Annotated in this window: 18 protein-coding genes; all 18 read right to left on the bottom strand. The window is 65.3% G+C overall.

Going from position 1 to position 20,286, the window contains the following annotated elements; genetic code table 11:
* Positions 1-188 precede the first annotated feature (188 nt).
* Positions 189-1,391: a response regulator gene (locus DIR46_RS06095; RefSeq protein ID WP_229446608.1), complete on the bottom strand. Its 1,203-nt coding sequence runs from the start codon at positions 1,389-1,391 to the stop codon at positions 189-191.
* Positions 1,391-4,237 carry a CHASE domain-containing protein gene (locus tag DIR46_RS06100; RefSeq protein WP_109344436.1) on the bottom strand — a complete coding sequence of 949 codons (2,847 nt, stop codon included), beginning with the start codon at positions 4,235-4,237 and terminating at the stop codon, positions 1,391-1,393. The genes DIR46_RS06095 and DIR46_RS06100 overlap by 1 nt, the downstream gene beginning before the upstream one ends.
* Positions 4,234-5,172, bottom strand: coding sequence for a diguanylate cyclase domain-containing protein (locus tag DIR46_RS06105; protein ID WP_109344437.1), 939 nt, complete (start codon positions 5,170-5,172; stop codon positions 4,234-4,236). Before DIR46_RS06105 ends, DIR46_RS06100 begins: the two co-directional genes overlap by 4 nt.
* Before the next feature lie 132 nt (positions 5,173-5,304).
* Entirely contained in the window at positions 5,305-6,207 is a 903-nt protein-coding gene (gene cysM, locus DIR46_RS06110) for a cysteine synthase CysM (protein WP_109344438.1), read from the bottom strand.
* A gap of 130 nt (positions 6,208-6,337) precedes the next feature.
* A complete protein-coding gene (locus tag DIR46_RS06115) occupies positions 6,338-7,723 on the bottom strand; it encodes a M20/M25/M40 family metallo-hydrolase (RefSeq protein WP_205289083.1) in 1,386 nt (461 codons plus the stop codon).
* Positions 7,724-7,822: 99 nt separating this feature from the next.
* Positions 7,823-8,176, bottom strand: coding sequence for a ComEA family DNA-binding protein (locus DIR46_RS06120; protein WP_109344440.1), 354 nt, complete (start codon positions 8,174-8,176; stop codon positions 7,823-7,825).
* 109 nt (positions 8,177-8,285) lie between these two features.
* Positions 8,286-9,263 carry a D-glycero-beta-D-manno-heptose-7-phosphate kinase gene (rfaE1, locus tag DIR46_RS06125; protein WP_109344441.1) on the bottom strand — a complete coding sequence of 326 codons (978 nt, stop codon included), beginning with the start codon at positions 9,261-9,263 and terminating at the stop codon, positions 8,286-8,288.
* A 5-nt stretch (positions 9,264-9,268) separates the two neighbouring features.
* A complete protein-coding gene (gene lapB / locus DIR46_RS06130) occupies positions 9,269-10,444 on the bottom strand; it encodes a lipopolysaccharide assembly protein LapB (RefSeq protein WP_109344442.1) in 1,176 nt (391 codons plus the stop codon).
* A 21-nt stretch (positions 10,445-10,465) separates the two neighbouring features.
* Positions 10,466-10,783, bottom strand: a complete 318-nt coding sequence (locus DIR46_RS06135) for a LapA family protein (RefSeq protein ID WP_071359980.1) — start codon at positions 10,781-10,783, stop codon at positions 10,466-10,468.
* A gap of 156 nt (positions 10,784-10,939) precedes the next feature.
* The gene (locus tag DIR46_RS06140; RefSeq protein ID WP_005668997.1) at positions 10,940-11,245 is read right to left on the bottom strand and encodes an integration host factor subunit beta; all 306 of its coding nucleotides are present in this window, start codon (positions 11,243-11,245) and stop codon (positions 10,940-10,942) included.
* A gap of 33 nt (positions 11,246-11,278) precedes the next feature.
* On the bottom strand, positions 11,279-12,982 hold the full coding sequence (rpsA, locus tag DIR46_RS06145) for a 30S ribosomal protein S1 (protein ID WP_109344443.1): 1,704 nt from the start codon (positions 12,980-12,982) through the stop codon (positions 11,279-11,281).
* A gap of 349 nt (positions 12,983-13,331) precedes the next feature.
* The gene (cmk, locus tag DIR46_RS06150; RefSeq protein WP_109344444.1) at positions 13,332-13,994 is read right to left on the bottom strand and encodes a (d)CMP kinase; all 663 of its coding nucleotides are present in this window, start codon (positions 13,992-13,994) and stop codon (positions 13,332-13,334) included.
* Positions 13,995-14,012: 18 nt separating this feature from the next.
* Entirely contained in the window at positions 14,013-15,344 is a 1,332-nt protein-coding gene (gene aroA, locus DIR46_RS06155) for a 3-phosphoshikimate 1-carboxyvinyltransferase (protein ID WP_109344445.1), read from the bottom strand.
* A complete protein-coding gene (locus tag DIR46_RS06160) occupies positions 15,341-16,249 on the bottom strand; it encodes a prephenate dehydrogenase (protein ID WP_109344446.1) in 909 nt (302 codons plus the stop codon). The genes aroA and DIR46_RS06160 overlap by 4 nt, the downstream gene beginning before the upstream one ends.
* Positions 16,250-17,377, bottom strand: coding sequence for a histidinol-phosphate transaminase (hisC, locus tag DIR46_RS06165; protein ID WP_109344447.1), 1,128 nt, complete (start codon positions 17,375-17,377; stop codon positions 16,250-16,252).
* 19 nt (positions 17,378-17,396) lie between these two features.
* Positions 17,397-18,467, bottom strand: coding sequence for a prephenate dehydratase (gene pheA, locus DIR46_RS06170; RefSeq protein WP_109344448.1), 1,071 nt, complete (start codon positions 18,465-18,467; stop codon positions 17,397-17,399).
* A gap of 75 nt (positions 18,468-18,542) precedes the next feature.
* The gene (gene serC / locus DIR46_RS06175; RefSeq protein ID WP_109344449.1) at positions 18,543-19,640 is read right to left on the bottom strand and encodes a 3-phosphoserine/phosphohydroxythreonine transaminase; all 1,098 of its coding nucleotides are present in this window, start codon (positions 19,638-19,640) and stop codon (positions 18,543-18,545) included.
* 18 nt (positions 19,641-19,658) lie between these two features.
* Entirely contained in the window at positions 19,659-20,231 is a 573-nt protein-coding gene (locus DIR46_RS06180; protein ID WP_109344450.1) for a DUF2059 domain-containing protein, read from the bottom strand.
* Between the last annotated feature and the right edge of the window lie 55 nt (positions 20,232-20,286).

The following is a 20,286-nucleotide window of genomic DNA, read 5'->3' on the forward strand; positions in this document are numbered from 1 at the left end:
CACAGCGACTGATTCAACAAGGCCGCCTGCAATCCAGGCGGCCTTTTCATTGGCGCTGTACCCGTTAGATCTTGGCTGGCATTGGGCGATCGATGGTGGGAGGGTCACTTCCATCGAGCAATTGCTGCGTATCGCATTCAAGGTCATCAACAGATAACGATGACAGCGCCTTCTCATCTGGCCGCCAGTCATTCCGCCGGCGCGGATTCGCTGCCGTCAGCGCCGCGCATGCCCGTCTGCCTTAATGTGGCGAGCGTGATACGCGCCGATGCGAAATCGAAATCACGCACCTGACTGGCGAACAGCGCCAGCCGTGACCCGGGTGTTGCCTGCGCCATCAGCTGCTCGGCCAGCGCAAGCGCGCGCATGTTTCCAGTGGCCAGTAAATCATCTAGCTGAGACATATCCACCACTGTCGTACCGCCCTGCTCCTGACGCGGTGCTGCCATGTAGGGCAGCGCGGCCTGGCGCAGTCCGGCACACGCCGCGCGCAGCCGTTCATTTGTGCACTGACCATTCTCGTCGAGCAGGCGAAGCAGCTCGCTCGCGTCGGCGCCCGCCCTGGACGCACGCTCGGCGGCGGTCAATGCGTCGGTCAGGTCACGCGCGCCAACCGTCCCCGCCGCGCCTTTCAAACCGTGCAAGGCCGCGGCGGCGGCGACCAGGTCGGCGCGCGCCAGCGCCGCGCGGGCCTGCTCCATCAGCACCTCGGCCTCCGGCAGGAAAGCGTCCAGGCTGCGCAGATAGATCGCGACATCGCCGCCGAAGCGCGCCAGCACGCCCTGCATCGCGTCCGCGTTTGTGCTGCGCAACGTCAGCGTCGCCTCCCCGTCCGTCCCGCCCTGCACCTGCAGCCCTGCCGGACGCAAGGCGTGGACCAGCGCTTCCAGGTCAATCGGCTTGCCCAGGTGCTCATTCATGCCAGCCTCGATGCAGCGTTGCCGGTCCGCAGCGCCTGCATTTGCGGTCATCGCAATGATGGGTAGCGCGCCGCCGAGCCGGCTGCGGATCCGGCGCGTCGCTTCGATGCCATCCATGACCGGCATCTGCATGTCCATCAATACGGCGTCGGGCAAGGCCTCGCAGCTCGACAGGTAGTCCAGCCCCTGGCTGCCGTCGTGGGCCATGACGACCGCGGCCCCCTCGCTCTCGAGCAGTTCGCCCGCCACCTGGCGGTTCAGGGCATTGTCCTCGACCAGCAGGATGCGCATGCCAGCCAGCCGCTGCGGGCGTGGCGCACGCATGGTCTCTGGCGCCGCACTGCGCGCGCGCAGCACAGCCTCCTCGATCAAGCGCGGCGTGACCGGCTTGGTCAGCACGCCCGCAAACGGCGCCGCCAGGTTGCCGTCGTAGTCGGCCAGGAGCATCTCGCTGCCGGCGGCCGTGACCATCAGCACGATGGGGGCTGTCCACCGCCAAGGCGGATGGCGTGGGCGGTCTCGAGCCCATCCGGCGCCGGCATCCTCCAGTCGAGCAGCACCACATCATAGGGCGCTGCCGCGCCGCGCACCAGCGCCAGCGCCTCGGCGCCGCCGCCGGCCAGCGTGCCCTCCCATCCCATGCCAAGCACCATGCGCAGCAGCGCTTCTCCCGCAGCCGGGTGGTCATCCACCACCAGCACGCGCAGGCTCGCGCACGGCGTGGCTGGTGGACGCTGTTCCTCTTCTTTCAGCACCAGTTCGAACCAGAAATCACTGCCCACGCCCGGCGTGCTGTCGAGCTCGAGCGTGGCCCCCATCTGCGCCAGCAGACGCCGCGAGATGACCAGGCCAAGTCCGGTTCCGCCGAAACGGCGTGAGATCGATGCCTCGGCCTGGGTAAAGCCCTGGAAGATCTGCTCGCGTTGCTCGGGAGTGATCCCGATGCCGGTGTCGCGCACCCCAAAGCGAATGCGTGCGCCAGCCTCTTCCCGCCCCAGCAGTTCCACGCTGACAGTGACGCTGCCGCGCTCGGTGAACTTGAGCGCGTTGCCGGCCAGGTTGATCAGGATCTGCTGCAGGCGCATCCGGTCGCCCACCAGCCAGGCAGGCAGCCGCGGATCGATGTCGAACAAGGTCTCGACCAGCTTGTCTCCCTGGTTGCCCGACAAGACCGTGGCCAGATCACGCATGAGTCCATCGAGTTCGAACGGATGCGGGTCAAGGATGAGCTTACCAGCCTCGATCTTCGAAAAGTCGAGCACATCATTGAGCAATTGCAGCAAGGTCCGCGCCGCCATCTCGGCCTTGCTGGCATAGTCGTGCTGGCGCGAGTCAAGCGCGGTCAGGTGCAGTAGCTCCAGCATGCCCAGCACGGCGTTGAGCGGGGTACGGATCTCGTGGCTCATATTGGCCAGGAAGCTGGACTTGGCCTCGCTCGCCTTGTCGGCCTGTTCCCTCGCCCGGTTGAGCGAGGCGACCAGCTCCTGGCGCGCCGTGATGTCGACCGCCACGCCCAGGTAGCCGCCGATCCGTCCTTCGGCATCGCAGATGGCGCTCACGATCAGCGACACCGCGATGCGCCCGCCGTCGCGCCGCACGAAGGTCCATTCGCGCGTCTCCGCGCCCTCGCGCTGGGCCTGGATGACGAGGGCGGTGAAACCGTCCACCGCGCGTCCCTCGGCCGCCGCGACCTCGGCGATGCGCGCCGCCAGCTCTTCACGATCGTGGAACAGCTGCGGCGTTGCCAGGCCGATCATGTCCTCGGCCCGGTGTCCGAGCATGAGCTCGGCGCCGCGGTTGAACAGGGTGATAACGCCGTCGCCGGAGGTGGCGATGATCGCCACCCCGGTGGCCGCGTCGAGCACCGAGCCGAGCAGCGCATTGAGCTGGCTGAGTTCGGCGGTGCGGCTGACCACCGTGTCTTCCAGGCGCGCATTGGCGGCGCGCACGCGTTCCTCGGCCGCCTTGCGCTCGGTGATGTCGCGCACCGTGACCGCCAGCGCGTCCACCTTCCCGCCGGCGCCGCGCACCGGCGAGATCGAAAGCCAGACGTCGATCAGATGGCCGTCCTTGTGGCGGCGTACGGTTTCCAGGTCGGCCACCGGCGCACCGGCGGCGAGCATCGACAGGATCCCGTTTTCCTCGTCCATCCGCTCGGCCGGCACCAGCAGTTCGGCGGCGGTGCGGCCAATCGCTTCCTGCGCCGTGTGGCCGAACAAGGTCTCGGCGCCCCGGTTCCAGCTGGTGATGCGTCCGCTCAAATCCTTGCTGATGATGGCGTCGATCGCGCTGTCGACGATGGCGGCCAGCTTGGCCTGTCCGACCCGCACCTCGTGGCTGCGGCGGCGACCGGCGGCGGCCAGCAATGCCAGCGCCGCCAGCGTCGCGCTGGCGGCCAGCCCGATGCCGAGGGTCGTCGACGGTTTGGGCAGGCCCTGCTGTGCTACGAACTGCTCGCCCGCGCTCAGGCTCAGCCGCCATCGGCGGCCGAACACGGTGATCTCGGAGTCGGTCTGCAGCATGACCGACGCGGCGGCCGCAGACAGCAGGGATTCGGCGCGGCCATCCGTGACATCCTCCAGGCCGAGCGTGACCGCTTCGCTTGGGTCGATCATGCCATCGACGAAGCTGCGCACCAGCAGGGGCGTATAGGTCCAGCCGGTCAGGTGGGTCGCGCGCTCGGCTGGCGCCGGGATCACGCCCAGGTCGTAGACCGGCAGCAGGAGCAGAAAAGCCGGTTCGGCGGTGGCGCCAGGCTGCACCAGCTTGATCGGCGCGGTCAGCTGGGCGCTGCCACTGCGCATCGCGGCCAGCGCGGCGCGCCGCCGGTTGGGCTCGGATGCGAGGTCCAGGCCGAGCGCCACGGTATTGCCGTCGATCGGTTCGATCAGCTGGATCACGAAGCGGTCGCCCGAGGTCGGGGCGAACTGGCGAATGGCAAACCCCGCGTGGACACGGCGCTGGCGCGCCACGTAGGCCGCTTCGTCGGCCTCGGACACCCGGCGCACGTAGCCGAAGCCGCGCGCGCCGGGAAACTCGTGTACGACATCGATATTGGCGAGGTAGCGCGCGACCTGTTCCTGCGTCACCGCGTCCGCCCCGGCCACCAGCAGCATGCCGCGCAGGCCGCGCAACACATTGCGATAATTCTGGATCCGCTCGGCGATCCCGTCGGCGGCCTTGCCCAGGATGCGTTCGAGCCGCTGCTGCAGCACCTGGTGGTTCTCGCGCTCCTGGTAGTGAGCGGCGCTCAGGCTCAGCGCAGCGCCGGCGCCGGCGATCAGCAACGCCGGCAGGTAGCGCATGCGCGCGCTCATGCCGCCGACGCGATGCAGGCGCGGTCGCGTCCCGCTTCCTTGGCCCGGTAGAGCTGCTGGTCGGCCAGCCGCAGCAGGCTGTCGACATCCACATCGCGCGCCTGGTCGGTCCAGACCGCGCCAACGCTGAGCGTGACGCACCGCGCGGCATCGGAACGGGCATGCGGCAGCGCCAGCGCATGCATTTCGCGGCGCAACCCGGCCGACAACACTTGCGCCGCCGCATATCCGGCGCCAGGCGCGAGCAGTGCGAATTCCTCGCCACCATAGCGCGCCGCAAAATCCGCTGGCCGCTGGAGGATACGGGTGAACGCCCCGGCGACCTGGCGCAGGCAGGCGTCGCCGGCCTGATGCCCGTAGTGGTCGTTGTAGCGCTTGAAGAAATCGACATCGGCCAGCATCAGCACCAGCCCGGTGCCGTCGCGCCGCGCGCGCGCCAGCTCGGCGGCAACGCGTTCGTTGAAGTAACGCCGGTTGGGGATCTCGGTCAGTCCATCGACATAGGCCATCTTCTGCAGGGTCTCGGCCTGCAGCTTGAGCGCCAGGTGGACCCCGACACGGCGCCGCAGCGTCATGGGGTTGAACGGCTTGGTGACAAAATCGACGGCGCCGGCTTCCCAGCATCGCGATTCCTCGTCGACATCGGTGCTGGCGGTGACGAACAGCAAGGGGATACCGCGCGTGAGAGGGTCCGCCTTGAGACGGGCAGCCACCTCGAGCCCGCTCATGCCGGGCATGACCAGGTCGAGCAACACCAGGTCGGGCTGGTGCTGGCGGCAGGCCGCGAGACCGGCCTCTCCGCCCGTCGCCATCAACACTTCATAGTCGGATGCGAGGGTCTGGTAGATCGCGCGGATATTGATCGTCTGATCATCGATGACCAGGACCGTGCGCCGCCCAGGATCGGGAAGCTCGGCGGGTTGCAAAGTGAACATGTCGGACCATTCATGGATAGACCGTCGTTGCCGGAGAACGGCGCGACGACGGACGAATGGTCCGAGTGTAACAGTACTTACTCTGAATCAAGTAAGACCGTTGCGCGGATCGGACGGTTTGTCCGACGACAATCAGGCCGGAAAGACGCCAGTGGACAGGTAACGGTCGCCGCGGTCGCACACCACGAACACGATGGTCGCGTTTTCCACGGTCTGGGCGATGCGCAGCGCCACTTCGCAGGCGCCGGCAGCCGAGATGCCGCAGAAGATGCCTTCTTCGGCCGCCAGCCGGCGCGCCATCTGTTCGGCGGACGCCTGGTTCACGCTCTCGACCTGGTCGACGCGCGCCGCTTCGTAGATCTTCGGCAGGTAGGCTTCGGGCCATTTGCGGATGCCAGGGATCGACGAGCCTTCCTCGGGCTGAGCGCCGACGATGCGGATGGCCTCGTTCTGTTCCTTCAGGTAGCGCGACACGCCCATGATGGTGCCGGTGGTGCCCATGGCGCTGACGAAGTGCGTGATGCGGCCTTCGGTGTCGCGCCAGATTTCGGGGCCGGTGGTCTCGTAGTGCGCGCGTGGATTGTCGCAGTTGGCGAACTGGTCGAGGATGATGCCCTGGCCATCCTTCTGCATCTGCTCGGCCATGTCGCGCGCGTATTCCATGCCGCCCGACTTCGGCGTCAGGATGATTTGCGCGCCATACGCGGCCATGCTCTGGCGGCGCTCGACCGACAGGTTGTCGGGCATCAGGAGGATCATCTTGTAGCCGAGGATCGCCGCCGCCATCGCCAGCGCGATGCCGGTATTGCCGCTGGTGGCTTCGATCAGCGTGTCGCCCGGCTTGATCTGGCCTCGCAGTTCGGCGCCGCGCAGCATCGACATGGCGGCGCGGTCCTTCACCGAGCCTGCCGGGTTATTGCCTTCCAGCTTGCCCAGGATGATATTGTTGCGGGCCGCGATGTCGGCGCCAGGCAGGCGCTGCAGCTGCACGAGCGGCGTATTGCCGATCGTGGCTTCGATGGTCTTGTAAGCCATTGCTTTCTCTATTCCTTGCGATACCAAAGCGCCATTCTAATCCGAGAAGCAAGACGGCGTCGGGGCGGGCATCGGTGGAACCGTCCACCGATGCCCGCCCCGTCAATATACAGGCAGGACGTACGCTGGTTCAGCGCAGCGGCAAGGGATACGTGGCCGGGCTGACGTTGCCATCCTTGTCGACCGCCTGCACGCCGAAGAACACATTGTCCTTCGACAGGTCGACGGTCGCTTCCGTCACATTGCCGACCCACTTCGAATTTTCCCAATTCGCGCTGGTCGTGTCGCGCCACACGAGGCGGTAGCCGGCCAGGTCTGGCTCGGCATTGGCCTTCCACACCAGGGTCGAATCGTTGGTGAGACCCGCGGTGCGCAGCTTGACTTCCTGCGGTGCGGATGGCGCCAGCGCCAGCGAGGCCATGGCGGCGCCATTCACCTTGGTCACGTTGGCAACGTAGCGGAAGTCCACATGGTCGATCGTGTCGCCATACACCTTGCCGTTTTCGGTGCGCAGGTCCTGGTGCTGGTGGTCGAAGTTCTCGGCCGGCTCGGTGAAGCGCAGCGCGGCATAGCCCTGCTCCAGGAACGGCATGTGGTCGCCGCCGCGCAGGTAGCGGTCGTGACGCTGGATGACGCTGACCTTGAAGCCCTTCACGTAGCGCTCGCCCTGCTCCTTGGTGTGGCGCGCGAGCTGGCGCGAGATCGAATCGTTCTCGCCGCCGGTGGCCACCAGCTGGCGCACGGCCTCGCTCATTTCCTTGGTCGCCGGGATGCTCTGGGCGAACAGGCGCACCGATCGATCGTCGACCTTGCCGTCGTCGCCGCGCGAGCTGCCGATGATGTCGTTGGTGAACATGCCGGCCACGTTCCAGCCTTTTTCGCGCGCCTGGGTCGCCCAGTGGCGCGCGCCGATCAGCCCCTGCTCCTCGGCCGCGACGGCCATGAACACGAGCGTGGCGTCGAACTTGTACCTGGCCATCACGCACGCCAGTTCCATGATCGCGGCGGTGCCCGAGGCGTCGTCGTTGGCGCCCGGCGCATCCGACGTTGCGTCCATCACGTCCGAGGCGCGCGAGTCGTAATGGCCGCTGACCACGTACATGCGGTCCTTCGAGGCGGCCTGCGTGCCCGGCAGGGTCGCGACCACGTTGACGATCTCGGTCGGCTTCGAGATGCGCGCCGATACGGGGGCCACGTGGCTGTCGAAGGCTACCTGCAGCGGGGTGCCGGCGCCGCAGCGCTCCAGCTCGGCCTTGATCCAGCGGCGCGCGGCGCCGATGCCGCGCGTCTCGGATGCGGTTTCCGACATCGTGTGGCGCGTGCCGAAGCTCACCAGCTTGCGGATATGGCTTTCGATCCGCTTCTGAGAAATTTCGCCGAGGATCTTGTTGATTTGGGCTTGCTGGGCGGTGATGTTCGGCTGCGCCGGGGTGGCTGCCGGGGTGGCTGCATGCGCGCTTGCCGAAGCGGCCAGCAGGGCCGCCAGCAAGGCGGTGGAAACACGGGCGTGAGGCATGGTGTCCTTTCTGGTATTGATGTGCAAGCTGTAACAGATGAGCTTGCACATCTTGCCACGCGGCCGTGGGAATGTCAGTCAATACATGTCATCAAGCGATCATGTCGTGGCCTTGGCTCCCGCCTTCGCGTCGGCCGTCTGGTTCGGCCTGGCGTCTTTCGCGGCAGGCTTGGCGACGGCGCCTTCCTTGCCCTTGCCGTTGACCACCAGGCCGGCCTCGGACAGCTTGGCGGCCTTTTTATCGCCCAGCCCTTTGACGCGCCCCTGCAGGTCGGCCCAGTCCTTGAACTCGCCCTTGGCGCGTTCGTCCAGGATGGTCTTGGACATGCTCGGTCCCACACCCTTCACGCCATCGAGCGCCGCGGCGTCGGCCTTGTTGACGTCTACCTGGGCGAAGGCGAAGCCGGCCGAGGCGACCAGCGCGGCGGCCGCCAGCATCAGATTCTTGATCATTGAACGTTCTCCGTAAGTGAATGCTCCCGGCGGCGGGACGCCGCCGGTGTTCACTTAGACGGATGACCCCGGCTATTGTTGGGGTCCGGGGACTGAGCGCGATCAAGCGTCAGGCGGAAAACAACTCCTCGCGCGTCACGGTCGCCGTGCCCAGCTTGCCGACCACGATGCCGCCGGCGCGGTTGGCCGTCACCAGGGCCTCGGCCAGCGGCGCCTTGGCGCCGAGCATGGTGGCGAGCGTGGCGATCACGGTGTCGCCCGCGCCCGAGACGTCGAACACTTCGCGCGCATCGGCATGCACGTGCAGCACCTCGTCCCGCGTGAACAGGCTCATGCCCTCTTCGGAACGGGTCAGCAGCAGCGCATCCAGGCCCAGCTCCTCGCGCAGCTTCTGCGCTTTCTCGAGCAATTGTTCTTCGGTCTTCCAGCCACCCACCACTTGCTGCAGCTCGGAGCGGTTCGGGGTCAGGATGCTCGCGCCCCGGTACGGCGTGAAATCGTCGCCCTTCGGATCGACCAGCACGATCTTGCCGGCAGCGCGCGCCAGCGCAATCATCTCGGCCACATTGACCAGGGAACCCTTGTTGTAGTCGGACAGGATGATGACGTCGTAGTCCGGCAGCAGCGCCTTGAACTGGGTGAGCTTGTCGCGCAGGACGTTCTCGGTCGGCGCATCCTCGAAGTCGATGCGCACCATCTGCTGCTGGCGGCCGATCACGCGCAGCTTGATGATGGTCGAAATCGACTCGTCGCGCTTGAGGTAGCTGTGGATGCCTCCGTCCTGCAGCAATTGTTCCATCTGGTCGCCCGCCTCGTCGGCGCCGGCCACGCCCAGGAGGCCTGTGTGGGCGCCAAGGGCGGCGGCATTGCGCGCCACGTTGGCGGCGCCGCCCAGGCGCTCTTCACGCTTCTGGATGCGCACCACCGGCACCGGCGCCTCGGGCGAGATGCGCGAGACGTCGCCGAACCAGTAGCGGTCGAGCATGACGTCGCCCACCACCAGCAGGCGCACGGAAGACAGTTGCGGGGCCGCCTCCCGGCGGAAATCGTCGGCTGCCAGCAGGCGGCTCGGAGTCGGGTTGTTCATCGTGCTCAGTTCATCACATTCAGTTCTTCGGTGCGGCGCGGCGGATAGGAATCCCAGCGGTTGCACCCCGGGCAGTGCCAGTAGAACTGGCGCGCCTTGAAGCCGCAGTGGCTGCACTGGTAGCGCGCCAGTTTCTGCGTATAGCGCTGCACCAGGTTCTTGACCATCGACAGCTCTTCCCAGATATTCGCCGGCGCATCCATCAGGCGCGCTTCCAGCAGTTTATCCAGGCCCAGCAAGGTTGGATTGCGGCGCAGCTCTTCGACCACCAGTTCCTTGGCCGCCTGCACGCCATCGAGCTCGATGACGGCCTTGAACACGACCTCGATCAGGTCGATCGACGACGCTTCGGCCAGGTAGGACTTGAGCAGGTTGACGCCTTCCTGCGGGCGGCCCACCTTGCGGTAGCCATCCATCAGGCGCGCGGCCACCAGGGCCACGTGCGGCACGCTCTGCTGCTCGACGCGGCGCCAGGTCTTCAATGCCTCTTCGACGTCGCCCTGGGCCAGCTGCGCGTCGCCGCGCAGGATGGTGGCGCGCACGCTGTGGCGGTCGGCTTCCAGTGCCTTGTCGAGCAATTGCATGGCGTCGCCGGACGCCGTGTGCACCAGCGCATCCTGGGCCAGTTCACAATAGAACTGGGCGATTTCCTTCTGGCGCGATCCGGCGCCCGAATCCTGCAGGCCTTCGGCGGCCGCGATCGCGCGTTTCCACTCCTTCTCGCGCTGGTAGATCTCGAGCAGCGAACGGCGCGCCTTGACCGCATACGAGGTATCGACCAGCTGGTTGAAGGTTTCCTCGGCGCGGTCCAGCAGGCCGGCCTTCAGGTAATCGATGCCGAGCTCGTACTGCGCATGCGCCTTCTCATCGAGCGGCAGGTCGGGCCGCGCCAGCAGGTTCTGGTGCACCCGGATCGCGCGCTCGGTCTCGCCGCGGCGGCGGAACAGGTTGCCGAGGGCAAAGTGCATGTCGGCCGATTCGGGATCGAGCTTGACGATCTCGATGAAGGAATCGATGGCTTTATCGGGCTGGTCGTTCAGCAGGTGGTTGAGGCCCTTGAAATAACCACGCGGCAAGGTACGCGATTCGGAGACCAGTTCATTGATGTCGACCCGGGCAGCGAGCCAGCCTAGGCCAAAAAAGAATGGGATGCCAAGCAGCATCCAGAGTTCAAATTCCATGGATTCTAGTTTTCTTATTGTTCAGGGACGCGGTGCAGGCGGCGGAGTCACGCTGTCCGGCGTCGGCGCCGCATTGCCGGTGCCGGCGGCGCTTTGCAGGGACTGGATGGTGATCTTGTTCAGCCACTTCTCGCGGCGCTGGCGGAACACGGTCGGGGCCAGGGCCAGGATGCCGAAGGCGGCGCCGGCCACGAAGAAGGCCAGCAGCATCAGCACCAGCGGGCCGCGCAATTCATATTGCAGGAAGAAATGCAGATCGACTTCCTGGGTGTTCTTCAGGGCAAAGCCGAAGAACAGGATGAACAGGACGATTCCGACGATGGTCGAGACGAATTTCATCAGCAGGTTCCGCTGGAGAATGATGTGAGGGCGAAGTGTCGCATATTCGCCATGATATTTCAAAATAACACCGGGCGTGGGCCCGATGGGCAATCGGAGAGAGGCGAAAAAAAACGGCATCCTCGCGGATGCCGTTTCTCGGGACTGCAGGGCGACTCAATCGTTGATGATCGGTTGCCCGACCATCGCATCCACCCGCTCGCGCAACTGCTTGCCCGGCTTGAAGTGCGGCACCCGTTTTTCGGGCACCATCACCTTGTCGCCGGACTTCGGATTGCGTCCGATGCGCGGGGGACGGCTGTTCAGCGAGAAGCTGCCGAAACCACGGATCTCGATGCGCTGCCCGGTCGCCAGGGCGTTGGTCATCGCATCGAGGATGGTCTTGACAGCGAACTCCGCATCCTTTGCCACCAGCTGGGAATAACGCTCAGCCAGACGGTTGATCAGCTCGGATTTGGTCATCGCAGCTCCAGTCAAAAACTGATGAGTTCTTGCTTAGTTCTTGTTATCGAACTTGGCCTTCAGCAGTGCGCCCAGGCTGGTGGTGCCCGAAGCAGCGCTGTTGTCGTTCGCCAGTTTGCTCATCGCTTCCTGGGTGTCGGCGCTGTCTTTCGCCTTGATCGACAGCTGGATGCTGCGAGCCTTGCGATCGATGTTGATGACCAGGGCTTCGACCTTGTCGCCCACTTTCAGGTGGGTGCCGGCGTCTTCCACGCGGTCACGCGAGATTTCCGAAGCGCGCAGGTAGCCTTCGACTTCTTCGGACAGCGAGATCACGGCGCCTTTTGGCTCAACCGATTTCACGGTGCCGGTGACCAGCGAACCCTTGTCGTTCAGCGACGAGTAGGTGTTGAACGGGTCGCCTTCCAGCTGCTTCACGCCCAGCGAAACACGCTCGCGCTCGACGTCGATTGCCAGCACGACCGCTTCCAGCTCGTCGCCCTTCTTGAACTTGCGCACGGCTTCTTCGCCGGCTTCGGTCCACGACAGGTCCGACAGGTGGACCAGGCCATCGATATTGCCTGGCAGGCCGATGAAGACGCCGAAGTCGGTGATCGACTTGATCGAACCCTTGACCTTGTCGCCCTTCTTGTGGGTCATGCCGAAGTCGTCCCATGGATTCGCCTTGCACTGCTTCATGCCCAGCGAGATACGGCGACGCTCTTCGTCGATTTCCAGGACCATGACTTCGACTTCGTCGCCCAGCTGGACAACCTTGTTCGGAGCCACGTTCTTGTTGGTCCAGTCCATTTCCGACACGTGGACCAGGCCTTCGATGCCTTGTTCCACTTCGACGAACGCGCCGTAGTCGGTCAGGTTGGTGACTTTACCGAACAGGCGGGTGCCTTGTGGGTAACGACGCGACAGACCGGTCCATGGATCGTCGCCCAGTTGCTTGACGCCCAGCGAAACGCGGTTCTTCTCTTGATCGTACTTGAGGACCTTAGCGGTGATCTCTTGGCCAACCGACAGGACTTCCGACGGGTGACGCACGCGACGCCATGCCAGGTCGGTGATGTGCAGCAGGCCGTCGATGCCGCCCAGGTCGACGAACGCACCGTAGTCGGTGATGTTCTTGACGACGCCGGTGACCACGGTGCCTTCTTTCAGGGTTTCCATCAGCTTGGCGCGCTCTTCGCCCATCGATGCTTCGATGACGGCGCGACGCGACAGCACGACGTTGTTACGCTTGCGGTCCAGCTTGATGACCTTGAATTCGAGGGTCTTGCCTTCGAATGGGGTGGTGTCCTTGACTGGACGGGTGTCAACCAGCGAACCCGGCAGGAAGGCGCGGATGCCGTTGGTCAGGACGGTCAGGCCGCCTTTGACTTTACCGTTGACGGTACCGGTGACGATTTCGCCCGATTCCATCGCTTTTTCCAGTGCCAGCCACGATGCCAGGCGCTTGGCCTTGTCGCGCGACAAGATGGTGTCGCCGAAGCCGTTTTCCAGCGACTCGATAGCCACGGAAACGAAATCGCCGATCTGAACTTCCAGTTCGCCCTGGTCGTTCTTGAATTCTTCAACCGGGATGAACGCTTCCGACTTCAGGCCGGCGTTGACGATCACGAAGTTGTGATCCAGGCGCACGACTTCAGCCGAAATGACTTCGCCCGAACGCATGTCCTGACGCGACAGCGATTCCTCGAAGAGGGCTGCGAAGCTTTCCATACCGGTATCTTGGGTTGCAGTAGACATAAAAGGAGTGTTATTTCATGTTAGCCAGCAGGCCGGCAATATGCGGACTGAACTGGGTTAGGGTTGAAACACGCCTGCAACATAAAAACGCGTTGCAGACACCAAAGGACGGCGATCTCTTGCCGATAGCGCCGCTGAACGGCGCCACCAGCCCAAAAACCGTCGTCCCCGCGAAGGCGGGGACCCAAGTTTGCTTGCCTACCACGGCGATGACTCGAGCCAACGGTATGCATCGAACTGTGATTCCCGCCTGCGCGGGAATGACGTTTTGACGCCCAGGGCTTACGCCGAAAGCATCGAAACGCCATTCAAAGTCTTTAAAAAACTCTTCTTGATTACTGTTGCCGGGCTACTTCTGCGCATACCAGGCCAACACCTGGTCCACTGCCTGATCCACGCCCATTTCGGAGGTGTCCAGCAGATGCGCATCGCTTGCCGGGGCCAGGGGAGCGACCGCGCGATTGGTGTCGCGCTCGTCTCTTGCCTGCAAATCTGCCAGGAGGTCGTTCATATTAGCAGAAAACCCTTTGTCAATCAATTGCTTATACCGGCGTTGCGCACGTGCCTCAACACTCGCGGTCAAGAACACCTTCAGCCTGGCGGTCGGGAAGATCACCGTGCCCATGTCGCGCCCGTCGGCCACCAGGCCCGGCGTCTGGCGAAAGCCCAGCTGCAGCCCGACCAGCGCCTGGCGCACGGTCGGCAGCGCCGCGATCTTCGACGCCATATTGCCCACTTCCTCGGCCCGGATCGCGTGCGTCACGTCCTCGTGCGCCAGGTAGATATGCTCTCCCTGGAAGCGCGCCGGCAGGTGCTCGGCCAGCTTGGCGATCGCGTGCTCGTCGCGTAATTCCACCCCGCGGCGCAACGCCTGCAGCGCCGTCAGGCGGTACAGGGCGCCCGAGTCGAGCAAGTGAAAACTGAGGCGCTCGGCGACCCGGCTGGCGACCGTCCCCTTGCCGGATGCGGTGGGGCCGTCGATGGTGATGACTGGTACGTTCGAATTCGGCATGCGGATCCTGGCAATCGGTTAGAACAGCTCGTCGCGGGCGATGCCCGCGAACGCTTCGAAATAATCGGGGAAGGTCTTGGCGACGCATTTCGGATCGTTGATGCGCATCGCGTTGCCGCGGCGCGCCTTGCCGTCCAGCGAGGCGAGCGAGAAGCACATCGCCATCCGGTGGTCGTCGTAGGTGTCGATCGTGGCCGGCTTGAGTTCCTCCGGTGGGGTGATGCGGATATAGTCCGGCCCCTCCTCCACCTCGGCGCCGACCTTGCGCAATTCGGTCGCCATGGCCGCCAGGCGGTCGGTTTCCTTCACGCGCCAGCTGGCGATATTGCGCAGGGTGCTCGGGCCGTCGGCGTACAGCGCCGCCACCGCGATCGTCATCGCCGCGTCCGGAATATGGTTGAAGTCGGCGTCGATGGCTTTCAGCACGCCGTTCGACCTCGCCTCGATCCAGTTGTCGCCGCGGGTGATGATGGCGCCCATGCGTTCGAGCGCATCGGCGAAGCGCACGTCGCCCTGGATGCTGTGCTCGCCCACGCCTTCCACCCGCACCGGACCGCCGGCGATCGCGCCGGCCGCCAGGAAGTAGGACGCCGACGACGCGTCGCCCTCGACGTGGATGGTGCCCGGGCTGCGATAGCGCTGGCCCGGATGCACGGTGAACGAGGCCCAGCCGTTCTGCTCGACCTCGACGCCGAAGCGGCGCATCAGGTTCAGGGTGATCTCGATATACGGCTTCGAAATCAGTTCGCCGACGACGTCGATCGCCACCGGATGGGTCTTGGCCATCAGCGGCGCCGCCATCAGGAGCGCGGTCAGGAACTGGCTCGACACATTGCCGCGTACGGCGATGCGTTGCGGGTTGACGCGGCCGCGGCGGATGCGCAGCGGCGGAAAGCCCTGTTCTCCCGTGTACTCGATCCGGGCGCCGACCTCGTTCAGCGCGTCCACCAGGTCGCCGATCGGACGCTCGTGCATGCGCGACACGCCGTGCAGGGTATAGTCGCCGCCGATCACGGCCAGCGCCGCCGTCAGCGGACGGATCGCGGTGCCGGCATTGCCCATGAACAGATCGGCTTCATGGTTCGGCAGCTCGCCGCCATTGCCGTGCACGACCACGGTGCGCTCGTCGACTTCATCCCATTGAATGCCCAGCGAGCGCAGCGCGCCCAGCATCACCATGGTGTCGTCCGAGGCCAGCAGGTCGTGGATCGTGGTCGCGCCCTCGGACAGCGCCGCCAGCAGCAGCGTGCGGTTCGAGATGGACTTGGAACCCGGCAGCCGCACCGTGCCCTGCGCATGAAGCACGGGCTCGAGGTCGATATGCTGCGGATAGTGTTTTTGCTGCGTCATGTGTTTTCCTGATTGGGCGAACGCCGTTCGGGCGAGCCGGCTTCGATGGCCTCTTGCCATTCGCGGCGGGCGCGCTGGGCGGTCGCATAGATTCCTTGCAAGCCGATGCCGTCCGCGGCCGCGAGCATGGCCCGCATCGACGTCAATTGTGCCAGATATGCATCCAGCTCGGTCAGCAGAGCAGCGCGGTTGGCCAGGCTGATGTCGCGCCACATCTCGGGCGACGAACCGGCGATGCGCGTGAAGTCGCGGAAACCGCTGGCGGCGTACTGGAACAGCAGGTCCGCATGCGGCCTGGCGGCGATGTCGTCCACCAGCGCATAGGCCAGCAGGTGCGGCAGATGGCTGACGGCGGCGAACACGCGGTCATGGTCCTCAGGGCTGAGCGTGTGGATGACGGCGCCGCAGGCGCGCCAGGCGGCGGCGACTGTTTCGACGTCCTGCGCGGCGTTCTCCGGCAGCGGCGTCAGCACGCACTTCTTGCCCTGGTACAGCTTGGGGAGCGCGGCGTCGGGACCGTTCGATTCGCTGCCCGCGATCGGGTGGCCCGGCACGAACCGGTGCACCCGGTCCCGCATCACCGCGCGCGCGGCCGCGACCACGTCGCACTTGGTGCTGCCGGCGTCGGTCACGACCGTATGGGGCTCGAGGTGCGGCAGCAGCGCTTCGAGGATCGGGCCGGTCTGGGCCACCGGCGCGGCCAGCAGCACCAGGTCGGCGCCGCGCAGCGCGTCGGCATGGTCCTCGGTCACCCGATCGACGATGCCCAGCTCCAGCGCGCGCGCCAGCGCTTCCGGGTGGCGGCCGATGCCGACCACCTCGCCGACCTGGCCGGCGCGCTTGAGCGCCAGCGCGAACGAGCCGCCGATCAGGCCTACGCCGACGATAACGACTTTAGCGAGCATTCAGCCTCGCGCGCTCGCGCTCTCCGTCGAGAGCGCTCGCTTGAGGGCTTCGATGAAGGCCGCATTCTCTTCCGGCAAGCCGATCGAGATGCGCAGCCACTGCGGCAAGCCATAGGCGCCGACCGGACGCACGATCACGCCCTGCTTGAGCAGCGCCAGGTTCACGCGCGCGCCGGCGCCTTCGTCGTCGCCGACCTTCACCAGCACGAAGTTGCCGAACGACGGCACATACTCGAGCTTCAGCTCCTCGAATGCGGCAACCATCTGCCGGTAGCCTTCGGCGTTGTTCTTCGCCCCCTTTTCCAGGAACGGCTTGTCGTTCAGCGCGGCGATCGCGGCGGCCTGCGCCAGCGAGTTGACGTTGAAGGGCTGGCGGATGCGGTTCATCAGGTCCGTGACTTCCGGCTGGGCGATGGCGAAGCCCACGCGCAGGCCGGCCAGGCCGTAGGCCTTGGAGAAGGTGCGCGAGACGATCAGGTTCGGGTACTTGCGCACCCAGGCGCTCGACTCGAACTGGTGTTCCGGCGCCAGGTATTCGTTATACGCTTCGTCCAGCACCACGATCACGTTGCCTGGAACTTTCTGCAGGAAGGCTTCGACCTGTTCGGCCGGGATGAAGGTGCCGGTTGGATTGTTCGGGTTGGCGACATAGACCAGGCGCGTGTCGGCGTCGATCGCGGCCGCCATCGCATCCAGGTCGTGGCCGTAGTCCACGCTCGGGACCACGATGGCGCGTCCGCCCACGCCCTGCGTGGCCAGCGCGTACACCGCAAATGAATACTGCGAATAGACCACCGCCTCGCCCTTTTGCACGAAGGCGTGGGCGGCGATCTCCAGGATGTCGTTGCTGCCGTTGCCGAGGGTGATCCACTCGAGCGGCACGTCGTAGCGCTGCGACAGCGCGGTCTTGAGTTCGAAGCCGTTGGCGTCCGGATAGCGGCCGAGATCGGCGGCGGCTTCGAGCATCGCGGCGCGGCTCGATTCCGGCAGGCCGAACGGGTTTTCGTTGGAAGCCAGCTTGACGATGGTCGCTTCGTCGAGGCCGAACTCGCGGGCGACTTCGGCGATGGGTTTGCCGGCCTGGTAAGGGGCGATGGCGCGGACGTATTCGGGACCGAATTTCGACATGGTGTCTCTCTCTGTTTGATTAAAGGCTTTGCGGGTAGGACCCGAGCACCTTGAAGAAGGCGGCGTTGTCCTTGAGTTCCTCGAGCGCGCGCGCGACCGCGGCGTCGTGCACATGGCCCTCGATGTCGACGTAGAAGTAATATTCCCAGGTGCCGATGCGCGCCGGGCGCGATTCGAAGCGGGTCATCGACACGCCATGCTTTTCGAGCGGCGCCAGCAGGTTGTAGACGGCGCCGGCCTTGTTCGGTACGGCCAGCACGATGCCGGTGCGGTCCTTGCCCGACGGGCCGGTCTGCAGCTGACCGATCACCACGAAGCGGGTGCGGTTGTGCGGGTCGTCCTGGATGTGGGCCTGCACCACGCCCAGCTGGTACTGCTCGCCCGCCATCTCGCTGGCGATCGCGGCGACCGTCGGATCCTGGCTCGCCAGCACGGCCGCCTCGGCATTCGAGGCCACGGCGCGGCGCTCGAGGTGAGGATGATGCAGGTTGAGCCAGACCTGGCACTGGGCCAGCGCCTGCGAATGCGCGCAGACGACTTTGACGCCATCCATCGAACCGGTCTTGCTCATCAGGCTGTGGTGCACGGCGATCGATACCTCGCCGCTGATGATGGTGGTGGTGGCCAGGAGCAGGTCGAGCGTGCGGTTGATCGCGCCTTCGGACGAGTTCTCGACCGGAACCACGCCGAAATCGGCGGTGCCGGCCTCGGTGGCGCGGAATACCTCGTCGATCGACACGCACGGCAGCGTCTCGATGGCGGTGCCGAACTGCTGGAACACGGCCTGCTCGCTGAAGGTGCCGCTCGGGCCGAGGTAGGCGACCGTCACGCGCTTCTCCAACGCGCGGCAGGAAGACATGATCTCGCGGAAGATCGTTTGCACGTCCTTGTCCTTGAGCGGACCAGGATTGCGGTCGGCGACGCCGCGCAGCACTTGCGCTTCGCGCTCGGGACGGAATACGGGGGCGTTGGTTTCGGCCTTGACGTGGCCGACCTCTTGCGCGACCTTGCCGCGCTCGCTGAGCAGCGAGAGGATTTGCGCGTCGATCGCATCGATGCGTTCGCGCAGGGGTTTGAGTTTGTCTGTCATCGTTATGCTGTGTGGTCGATTGGTTCGCCTGACCGCTGCTCCACGCCTGAAAGCCCCGGCATGCCGGGGCGGGTCTCAACGACCGGCGAACTCGTTCAAGTAATCGACGAGGGCCTGTACGCCCTCGATCGGCATCGCGTTGTAGATCGATGCCCGCATGCCGCCGACGGACTTGTGGCCCTTCAGTTGCAGCAGACCGCGCCCTGAGGCGCCGGTCAGGAATAACTGGTTCAGCGATTCGTCGCGCAGGTAGAACGGCACGTTCATGCGCGAACGGAATTCCGGCGCCACGCGGTTGGCGTAGAAATCGTCTCGGTCGAGCGCCTCATACAGCAGCTTCGCCTTTTCGATATTGCGCGCCTCCATGGCGGCCACGCCGCCATTGGCCTTGAGCCAGGCGAACACCAGCCCGGCGATATAGATCGCATAGGTCGGCGGCGTGTTGTACAGCGAATCGTGCTCGGCGCAGGTCTTCCAGTTGAAGGCCGACGGGCACTGCGGCGACGCGTAGTCGAGCAGGTCTTCGCGCACGATCACCAGGGTCAGGCCGGCCGGGCCGATATTCTTCTGGGCGCCGGCGAAAATCACGCCATACTTGAGGATGTCGATCTTGCGCGACAGGATGTGCGAGGACATGTCGGCCACGATCGGCACATCGGGATCGCTCATTGGATCCATCCTGGGCGCGTCGGGGTACTCGACGCCGTCGATGGTCTCGTTGGTGCAGATGTGCAGATAGGCCGCGTCCTGCGACAGGTTCCACGACTCGCGCGGCGGGACGCGGGAGAAACCCTCCGCCTCGCTCGAGGCGGCGACGTTCACCCGCGCATAGCGCGCCGCCTCCTTGATCGACTTGCCGGACCACGAACCGGTGTGGACGAAGTCGATCACCGGATCATTGCGGCGACGGGCCAGGTTGAGAGGAACGATGGCGTTCTGCCCGAGTCCCCCGCCCTGCTGGAACAGGATTTTATAATTGGCCGGCACGTCCAGCAGCTCGCGCAGGTCGTCGAGCGCCTGGCGGTGGATGCTGGAAAATTCTGGACCGCGGTGGCTCATCTCCATCACCGACATGCCGCTGCCATGCCAGTCGAGCATCTCGCTCGCTGCCTGCAGCAGCACTTCTTTCGGAAGGACGGCGGGGCCGGCCGAGAAGTTGAAGATCTGGGTCATGCGGTCCTTTCCACGATGTTATTTAGCCTGGGCGTTCTGCATCACTTCCAGCATCAGGCCGTTCAGGCGCGGCGCGACGACCCGCTGGCCGGCGGCCATGCTCTCGGCGGCCAGGCGCGGCGACAGGGCCAGCATCTTCTGGCCCAGCGGGGTGCGGTAGAAGGCGGTCAGTTCCTTGAGTTCCGCCACGCTGTAATTGCGGGCGTACAGCGGGCCGATCTCGGCCATCATATCGTCGAGCAGCGCAGGATCGCGGAACATGCGGTTGATCGCCTCGGCGGCGCCCGGCAGCACCTGCTCGACCTTGGCCATGGCTTCCTTCTTCTTCTCGTCGCTGGCGGCAGGATCGGCATTGATGACGGCCGTCATCTGCGCGCGCATCATCTGCGGCAGCGCCTTTTCCATCTCGGTGAACGACGCCAGCATCATCTTGCGCACATCCATCGCCGCCAGCAGTTCCTTGACGGCGGCGCGCTCCTGCTCGCTCCCCTGCGCGCTCGGCGCAGCAGGAGCGGCGCTTTGCGCCAGGGCGGATGGGGAAACACCGGCGATGGCGGCGGCGCAGGTCACGGCGAGGAGGACTTTTTTCATTGGCTTTCCAGGCGGGCGCTGGCGCCCATTGCATTGAACGAAAGGGGCAAGCGCA

The sequence above is a fragment of the Massilia oculi genome, from assembly GCF_003143515.1.
GTDB lineage: Bacteria > Pseudomonadota > Gammaproteobacteria > Burkholderiales > Burkholderiaceae_D > Telluria > Telluria oculi.

Excerpts from the sequence above, each read along its gene's own strand:
- DIR46_RS06180 (WP_109344450.1), bottom strand. The coding sequence starts at position 20,231 with ATGAAAAAAGTCCTCCTCGCCGTGACCTGCGCCGCCGCCATCGCCGGT.
- cmk (WP_109344444.1), bottom strand. The coding sequence starts at position 13,994 with ATGCCGAATTCGAACGTACCAGTCATCACCATCGACGGCCCCACCGCA.
- DIR46_RS06140 (WP_005668997.1), bottom strand. The coding sequence starts at position 11,245 with ATGACCAAATCCGAGCTGATCAACCGTCTGGCTGAGCGTTATTCCCAG.
- DIR46_RS06100 (WP_109344436.1), bottom strand. The coding sequence starts at position 4,237 with ATGAGCGCGCGCATGCGCTACCTGCCGGCGTTGCTGATCGCCGGCGCC.
- rfaE1 (WP_109344441.1), bottom strand. The coding sequence starts at position 9,263 with ATGAACAACCCGACTCCGAGCCGCCTGCTGGCAGCCGACGATTTCCGC.
- DIR46_RS06120 (WP_109344440.1), bottom strand. The coding sequence starts at position 8,176 with ATGATCAAGAATCTGATGCTGGCGGCCGCCGCGCTGGTCGCCTCGGCC.
- DIR46_RS06115 (WP_205289083.1), bottom strand. The coding sequence starts at position 7,723 with ATGCCTCACGCCCGTGTTTCCACCGCCTTGCTGGCGGCCCTGCTGGCC.
- aroA (WP_109344445.1), bottom strand. The coding sequence starts at position 15,344 with ATGACGCAGCAAAAACACTATCCGCAGCATATCGACCTCGAGCCCGTG.
- DIR46_RS06160 (WP_109344446.1), bottom strand. The coding sequence starts at position 16,249 with ATGCTCGCTAAAGTCGTTATCGTCGGCGTAGGCCTGATCGGCGGCTCG.
- lapB (WP_109344442.1), bottom strand. The coding sequence starts at position 10,444 with ATGGAATTTGAACTCTGGATGCTGCTTGGCATCCCATTCTTTTTTGGC.
- DIR46_RS06095 (WP_229446608.1), bottom strand. The coding sequence starts at position 1,391 with ATGGTCACGGCCGCCGGCAGCGAGATGCTCCTGGCCGACTACGACGGC.
- hisC (WP_109344447.1), bottom strand. The coding sequence starts at position 17,377 with ATGTCGAAATTCGGTCCCGAATACGTCCGCGCCATCGCCCCTTACCAG.
- pheA (WP_109344448.1), bottom strand. The coding sequence starts at position 18,467 with ATGACAGACAAACTCAAACCCCTGCGCGAACGCATCGATGCGATCGAC.
- cysM (WP_109344438.1), bottom strand. The coding sequence starts at position 6,207 with ATGGCTTACAAGACCATCGAAGCCACGATCGGCAATACGCCGCTCGTG.
- DIR46_RS06135 (WP_071359980.1), bottom strand. The coding sequence starts at position 10,783 with ATGAAATTCGTCTCGACCATCGTCGGAATCGTCCTGTTCATCCTGTTC.
- DIR46_RS06105 (WP_109344437.1), bottom strand. The coding sequence starts at position 5,172 with ATGTTCACTTTGCAACCCGCCGAGCTTCCCGATCCTGGGCGGCGCACG.
- serC (WP_109344449.1), bottom strand. The coding sequence starts at position 19,640 with ATGACCCAGATCTTCAACTTCTCGGCCGGCCCCGCCGTCCTTCCGAAA.
- rpsA (WP_109344443.1), bottom strand. The coding sequence starts at position 12,982 with ATGTCTACTGCAACCCAAGATACCGGTATGGAAAGCTTCGCAGCCCTC.